Raw genomic sequence first — 7,510 nt, 5'->3', positions numbered from 1 at the left:
GTGTGCCAAGCCGGCCGACCCCCCCCCCCGCCCGGGCCCCCCCCCCCCCTGGTGCGCCACCGCCCGCCCGCGGCGGGCCGCCCCCCACCGGGGGGGGCGCCGCACGGCGGGGCGTTCCAGGTCGGCGACGTCGTAGGCACGGAGCTGGCGGTCGAGCCGCTGGTACTCCTTGAGGGCATCGGCCCACGCACGGCGGCGGCTCCATGTCCACAGCGTGTATCGCGCCGTGCGCAGGGTCTGCTCCCCGGTCTCGTCCACCGCGCCCCAGGCACGTGCGAAGGGATATCCACTGAACAGCACCCAGGCGTCCTCGGCCGGTGCGTCGGCGGCGAACCTCTCCTGGAGCAGCAGCCCGATCTCGATCTCGCACAGGGAGACGAGTCTGGGATTCTTCAGGTCCGGGGCGCTGCGCGACAGCTCACAGGTGACCTCTGCCAGCGAAAGATCGGTACTACGCATCGTCGTTCCTCTCGTACGCGGTTCCGGCGGTCCGCCGTGGCGCTGTGAACTCGTCGGCGGACAGCAGCCGCACCCGGGACCCGTCCGGCACCGCGGCCTCGAACTCCTCGCGGTACCCCGGGCCGGCCACCAGAGCTTGCGGCGCGACGACGTACAGGGGGCCGGGCAGTCCGGCCGCGGTCTCGGCAGCACGCAGGGCGGCCGGTAGGGGCTGTTCCCGGGCCTGAACCTGGAAGATGCGCGCCTCTCCGCCGGGACCGGCACATTCGTGCAGGCCCAGCCCTTGCGGTAGCAGGCGAGCCCGCTGGGGCAACGCGGAGCGGACGGCGCGTTCGGTACGGCCTGGCAGGGCCAGGAAGAGGCGGAGCGCCAGAGGCAGGAGACGGGACTGTTCCGGCCGCGGTGTGGATTCGAGTACGTGTTCGCCCGGTGGACAGCCGCCTTCGCACCAAGACGTCTCCGCGGCAACGGGTTTGGCGAGAAGAGAGCATCCGGAGCAGCGATACACCGTCCGGTCGATCCGGAAGCGATCGGGGACAGGGCCGTAGAGTCCCTGGACCAACTTCCAGGTATGGGCCACGGCCGGGCTGAGGAAGTCGATCGGGTTGTACTGGAGGATGACCGGCCGGCTGATCAGGAAGTCGCGGCAGGCCGCGAACCGTTCCACGGTGCCGCAGTTCTCGGCGAGTTCGGCCAGCAGTGCCACGGCCTCCTGCTCAACTACGCCGTCCGGTCCCCAGGAGGCCAGTTCGGCACAGGTCCGGGTGACCTCCTTCGCGTCACCGTGGACGAGCCGGGCGTCGCCGGACGGGAAGCCGTTCGGCAGCTTCAGGGGCCACCAGGCAGCCGGGCTCCTCTCCCGACACCATGACAGCAGCTCGGAAATACCGCCGGGCACCGGCCGGTTCTGGGTGAGCCCCGCCAGTACGAGCCGGTCCAGGGCCAACTGGAGTCCCGGAGGATAGGGCAGCCGAAACGTCGCCGCCTGCGTCACCTGGGCCAGACCGATCAAGCCACGGGACAGGGCCGCGAGCAGTTCCACTCCCGGCCGCTCGTTCCCGATCACAGGCCCACCTCTGCCGTGTCGCTCTGCGCGGGCCTGGCCGTGCACCACTTGGCCACCTCGCAACTGGTGCACTCCGGACCCGGCACCGCCTCGAACGACAACTCCGAGTGCCAGCCCGACACCTGCTCCTTCAGCACCTTCTCGGCGGCCGTCCGGGTGTGCGGCGCGAAGGGATCGAGCGTGCGCAGGTCCACCCCGCCAGGGCGCAGCAGCTCCAGCTCGACCCGCCCTCCCGCCCGGGGTCCGGGCAGCAGCCCCGAGCCGATGATCTTGACCGCCAGGGCCAGCTGGGGATACGCGGCCAGCACATCACGGCGTCCGCGAACGCTGCCGGACGTCTTCGTCTCCCGCCAGACCCAGCCCCCGGCATCCCGGTACAGCAGGTCGGGATCCGCGACGACGACCAGGTCGGACGGGGTGTCATCGAACACGAGCCGGGGTTCGATCCGGATCTCGGAGCGCGGTTCGGCCCTGCGTAACGGGCACACCTCGGCGTGATGGCGTAGCAGCTCCGCGCCCAGCAGTAGCTCCGCGTCGGGGAGCCGATACCCCTCGGGCACCCACTCCTCGGGAATCTCGGCAGTGCACGGTGCGGCGTCCTGGCGACCGTGACGCTCCGCCAGGAACTGATGGACGGCCCTTCCTCGCTCGGCTGCGGCGTTTCGCTCCAGCGTGTCCTCGACCGGGAGCCGCAGCCCACGCAGGTAGCCGCGTGCCGGGCAGCTCCGGTGCCCCCGGCCGGTCGTGGCGGACCAGCTCCGGCGCGGGCGGGTGCGATCGGCGATCCCCAGCAGCCCCTCGGCCCTCGGCAGCGCCGGGCACACCGGCGCCGCGACGCAGGACACGCAGGCGCTGCCGGGCCGATACTCCTGGCTGTTGAGCAGCGCGCGGACGGCGGGTGCCCCATGAGCCCGGTACAACTCCACCGCCTGTGCCCGGGTTCCCTCGAAAACCGTGGCCGACCGACCGTCGGACAGGGCGAACTGGAGGACCTTCACCTCCTCGACCCGGGGGTCGCTGTCACCCTCCGCCGCGACCAGGGCGGCCACCGCGCGCTCGGCTTCGCCGCGTTCGCGCAGGCGGGTGGCCGGCAGGCGCAGTTCACGGCGGCGGCCGTCGGCCGACTCGAAGCAACGGCCCCAGGCAGATATGCGGTAGCGCGAGGCGGTGCCCCGGTCGTCCGTGACCGGCGGGGAGTAGCGGTAGACCCATGGGCTCTGCGCGGGGCGAAGGCCCGGATCCGGCGGGCACGCCTTGTGGTACATCCGCAGCGCGTGCTCGGTCCACTGCCGCAGCCCGTCGTGCAGCGGACGTTTCCGGTATCCGTATGGGGCGTCCTCGGGCCGCTCAAGCCGGTCGGCCGCGGCCATGAAGGGTGAGTTGGTGAACGACTCCAGTGCCTCCGGCTTCGATGCGGCTCGATCTCGCAGCCACAGGCCCCGGGCCTTGAATACGTCGGACGCGGGGCACCGGTACCGCTCCGGGCCGAACATGCCCAGACGGATATGGACGGCGCCCGATTCCCCGATCAGTCCATCGGGTGGCCAACTTCCTGACATAATGTCCTCGCTTGTCTGTTGCCGGGGTTCTTTGTCGAACCGACCGGGAATTCCTCTGTGCGTATGGAGCAATCGGATGCTTCCTGGCCCTATCCTCAACGACCGTTACCGGCTGGTGCGAAGGCTGGGCAAGGGCTCGGAGGGGGAGACTTTCGTTGCCTGGGACCAGGTGGAACAGCGGAAGGTCGCGGTCAAACTTCAATTCCCTCGTGTTGTCGAGTCGACGGCCGACTACACCTTCTTTGGCCGTTTCATCACAGACGAGCACGACCGGCTTATGAGCTTGCTGGATATTCCAGGGATTCCTGCGGTGTATGACAGCGGCTCCTACGGGAAAAATGGCCGCAAATTCCTCGTCATGGAGCTGATCGATGGGGTAAACCTCGACAGCTGGATCGGCGATCACCATCCGGTTCCGAAAGATGCGGCCATTGCAGTCGTGGGACAACTGTGCGCGATTCTCGGTGCCGTGCATAGCAGGGGATACGTGCACCGAGACGTCACTCCGAAGAACGCAATGCTGCAACCCGATGGCTATGTGCGGCTGTTGGATGTCGGTATTGCGATCGCACCCGGATACGTTGAGGACGACCCACGCGGTACTCCGAGATTCGCCGCCCCTGAACAGATGATCGAAAATTCATGGGTCACTGCGCAGGCTGATGTCTTCGCTCTTGGCGCTTTGCTCTTCAAGATGGTTGGCCCTGAGTTGCCGTACAGCGATCTGGAGTACCCCTTCGAAGCCACGGCCCAACCCTTCCCCGAAGGTGCTCCGGAGAATATGCCCGAGCCGCTGCGCGCCCTCGGACTCGCCATGGTCGCCATGAACCCGGATCAACGACCGAACGGTGTCGCCGAAGTACTGCGCGCACTGGGGCCCATGCTGCCCGAGCCCGGCACCCCGCCCTCTCCGAAAGCCACGCGCCCCGATCCGACACATCCATGGCGTTGCGGATCGCTGATGTGGTGACTCCCGGGGTGAACGGTCCGCCGCCCGGGTTCATGGCAGCCGCCTCAACCGCTCGACAGCGGCGTCGAGATCCCTTTCACCCAGTCCTGCCAGTTCGGAGCGTGCCTGTTCCAGAGCGCTCGCAGCCTCCGGCGCCCGACCCGCGTACCGGCATGCGTCCGACAACAAGACCAGTGTTCTGGCCTGCCTGCTCCCGTAGGAGAGCGACCGGTACAGATCGAGAGCGCGCTGGAAGTCGCCGATGGCCGCTTCGTGTTCCGCCTGGCCCATCCTGATCCGGCCGAGGTTGAAGAGCGCATACGCCTGTCCATTGACGTCACCATGGCCCTCCAGTACAGCCAGGGAACGCAAGCAGTACTCCATGGCTTCGTCGTATCGCCCCAGGTCGTAGTGGGCATTTCCGGTGCCGCCCAGCGTCAGCCCTTCATTGAGGACATCTCCCAGTTCCTCGAACGCGGAGCGGGAAGCGGTGAAGTACTCCAGCGCCTCGGCGGGAAAACCGCTCTCGCGCAGGAGAACGCCGAGGACATAGCGGCCCATGGCGAGGCCAGGGAGGTCCCCTCCGTCTTCGCTCAGCCTTACCGCGGCCCGGAGTTCCCTGGTTGCCTGGGCGGTGTCCCCGAGGCCACGGTGGGTGCCGGCGAGCATGCGGTGGACCATCGCGATGTCGGCGGGCCCGCCCTCCCGTCGGACCGCTGCCAGAGCGCCGGTCAGATACCTGAGCGCGTCCAGATGCCGGTCGGAGCGCCACTGGAACGTCACGAGAGTCATGGACAGCAGCCAGGTGTAGCGGTCCAGGCCACGCTCTTCGGCCAGTCCGAGGGCGGCGGTCAGCGTGGAGTACTCGGTGTCGAACCACGACATCGCCTCGCCGACAGTGGACGGAGCGACGACCTGGACGCCGGTCGGGTCGGGGATCGGAAGCCGGCGTCCGGCATCCAGTCTGCGGTCGCAGGCCCAGGCGTTGTGGAGCAGGAAGGACAGGATTCGCTCGACCAACCGCGCCCGCTCCTCGGCATCCTGCTGATCGGCCCGTTCCGTGGCATAGACACGGATCAGATCGTGAAGTGCGTAGCGTTCGTCCATAGGTTCGGTCACCAGGCTCATCCGCACCAAGTCGTCGAGCGCGTCGCTGATGACGGCGGAGTCCGCCGGATCAAATGCCCGTACGGCAGCCCAACTGGCCGTCGGACCTGGGTGAACCGCCAACCGCCAGAACAGTCGTGCCGCCGGTGCGGACAGCAGCTTGTGGGAAGCGTCCAGTAGCAAGCGCATGCTCAGACTCTCAGAGCGCAGGTCCAAGGACCTCAACCGGGTGCTTTCCGCCCGTAGATCGCGGACGAGCCCTCCGATCGCCTGCGGAGGTCGTTGCTCGATCCGTGCCGCCATGATGCGCAACGCCAGGGGAACACCGGCGCAGTAGGTGACCAGGTCGTCGACGAAGGGAACGGCTGTACGCATCCGGGTCTCGCCCAGCTGTGTGCGGAGCAACTCGGCCGCATCCTGCCGGTCCAGGGGAGCGAGATCGATCAGGTCGGCCCCTGCCTTGATGGAGAGACCGTGCAGTTGCCGCCGGCTGGTGACAATCGCCGCACTCGCTCCGGGACCGGGAAGCAACTGGTGGACGTGTTCCTCGTCGCGTGCGTTGTCCAGGATCAGCAGCACCGCGCGATCCGCGAGCGCGGACCGGTAGGCGGACACCATGCCGTCCATGGTCGGGGTCTTCGGGCGTACCCCGAGGTCGTTCAGAAACCTGGCCAGGACAGCGCCCTGCCGCTCGGGCTCGCTCGACGAGAAGCCACGGAGGTCCACGTAGAGAACGCCGTCCGGGAACTCCGGCTGGAGCACGGTCGCCGCCTTCACGGCCAGGAAGGTCTTCCCCGCGCCCGCCATGCCCGAGAGGGCGGCGATGCGGGTGCGGTGGGGCATCCGCCCCAGGACGGTCAGCGTCAACTGCTCAAGCTGAGGTTGTCGGCCCACCGCTCCCACAGGCGACATGGGAAGTTGTCGCGACGCGAAGGAGGCCGATCCGACCTGCGCATCCGTCGTCCCTCGGCCCAGCTGCCCTGTGTCGTCCGCCAGGAGCAGATGGTACGTCTGTCGGTCGAACCGCCGCCCCCAGTGGACGATCAGCGGTTCGATCTCGTCCTCCCTGCCTAGCGCGCGCAAGGCGGTCATTTTGAGCCGCAGCAATGCCTCGTTGTCGGGCCACTCGGTCAGCGCTGAGTCGACCCGGTCGAGAGCGTCCCACGACTCGCCGAATTCCAGCTCTGCGCGGACGCATGCAGCCGTGGCGTCCCGGAACTCGGCGTCGAGTCTGTGTCTCTGGTGTTCGAATCCGGGGCCCGGCAAGTCCTCTAGGGGCGTTCCCCGCCACTCACCGAGTGCGGACCGAAGCGCCTTGATCTGTTCCAAGGAGTTTGGCGCGGCGTCCGCCGCCCGCCGCAGATCCTGGAATCGAATGTAGTCGACGTTCCTCGGGTCAGCGTGGATCTGACAGAATCCGGGCTCATTCCGCTCGACTACAGCCTCGGGAACCAACCGCCGCAGCTGATGGGATAACTGTCGAATTCGATTGGGGTTCGAATCCTCGCCCGGCCACAGGCACTGCATGACGGAGGCGTGTGAAGCACGGTGCCTCGGCGCCAGTAGCAGAACAGCGAGCAGTTCAAGGGCTTTCGCCGACTTGAACGCGACCGGTTCCCCGTCGCGCAGGGCCAGGACCGGGCCCAGTACACGGTATTCCACTTTCTCATCCCTCTCTCGTACGGCAGATACTTCGATCTGCGGACGAGAGAAAGCATGCCACGAGCCACCGCGGAGCGATTAACGTTCGGCTAACGTCTGGAACTTGGACTTGCCGGACCGATCTGCAAGGCTGTGATCACGCCGCCCCGAACATTGCGGCGATTCCCAGGACCGCGTATCGGCGCGGGCCTGATTACTGGTCAAGCAAACACTCGAACAGGAGAAGTCCATGAATGCACAGCAAAAGCACAGTCGACGCCAGGCCGGCCGCTTCACCCCGGGCCGACGCATCAAGGCAACCGTGCCTCCCCGCCGTCGCAGGCCCCGCCCTGCCCCCAGGCCGACGCCTGTCCCGACCTCGGCCCTGGGCGTCGGCAGGGCCTGGAAGCCGGTCCGGCCCACAGCCCAACGAGTCTGCCGGGGGGCACTCTTCACCGACGAGGAGTGAGACCGGGGCAGCAGGCCACAGGGGCGCGGCAGATGCGACCGACCGGCCTGCCGCGCTCACCGGATGCAGAAGAAGCAGCAGAAGAAACGGAAGAATCGCAAGAAACAGAAGAACAGGACACCGGCAGGGGGGGGGGGGGGGCGGACACCGGGCCCCCCCCCCCGCGCGGGGGGGCGCGCGGGGGGGGGCGCGCGGAGGCAGCCCCGCCCGGGCGGCTAAGATGAGACGCCGCGGACCTCGGACACACACACACAGACACC

The 7,510-nt window shown here is 68.0% G+C and carries 5 protein-coding genes; 1 reads left to right on the top strand and 4 read right to left on the bottom strand.

All coding sequences use genetic code 11. The features are described from left to right. The 3 genes from ACFXAZ_RS23190 to ACFXAZ_RS23180 form a co-directional block, all read right to left on the bottom strand. On the bottom strand, positions 1–459 hold a 459-nt coding region (locus tag ACFXAZ_RS23190; protein ID WP_384594376.1), incomplete at its 3' end, for a hypothetical protein. Continuing rightward, positions 452–1,525: a hypothetical protein gene (locus ACFXAZ_RS23185; protein ID WP_384594373.1), complete on the bottom strand. Its 1,074-nt coding sequence runs from the start codon at positions 1,523–1,525 to the stop codon at positions 452–454. The genes ACFXAZ_RS23190 and ACFXAZ_RS23185, both read right to left, overlap by 8 nt. Then, complete coding sequence (locus ACFXAZ_RS23180) at positions 1,522–3,018, bottom strand: PD-(D/E)XK nuclease family protein (protein ID WP_384594370.1); 1,497 nt, start codon at positions 3,016–3,018, stop codon at positions 1,522–1,524. The genes ACFXAZ_RS23185 and ACFXAZ_RS23180 overlap by 4 nt, the downstream gene beginning before the upstream one ends. A gap of 142 nt (positions 3,019–3,160) precedes the next feature. Between ACFXAZ_RS23180 and ACFXAZ_RS23175 the strand changes: the two genes are divergently transcribed. Next, complete coding sequence (locus ACFXAZ_RS23175; protein ID WP_384594366.1) at positions 3,161–4,054, top strand: serine/threonine protein kinase; 894 nt, start codon at positions 3,161–3,163, stop codon at positions 4,052–4,054. 30 nt (positions 4,055–4,084) lie between these two features. Here the strand turns inward: ACFXAZ_RS23175 and ACFXAZ_RS23170 are convergent, their stop codons facing one another. Next, entirely contained in the window at positions 4,085–6,802 is a 2,718-nt protein-coding gene (locus ACFXAZ_RS23170) for a tetratricopeptide repeat protein (RefSeq protein WP_384594363.1), read from the bottom strand. Positions 6,803–7,510 lie beyond the last annotated feature (708 nt).

Origin of the sequence: Streptomyces sp. NPDC059477, from assembly GCF_042749375.1 — a bacterium.
In the GTDB taxonomy this organism is placed as follows: Bacteria; Actinomycetota; Actinomycetes; order Streptomycetales; family Streptomycetaceae; genus Streptomyces.
Note: the sequence above shows the minus strand (reverse complement) of the source record. Positions and strands in the feature narration are given on the sequence as shown.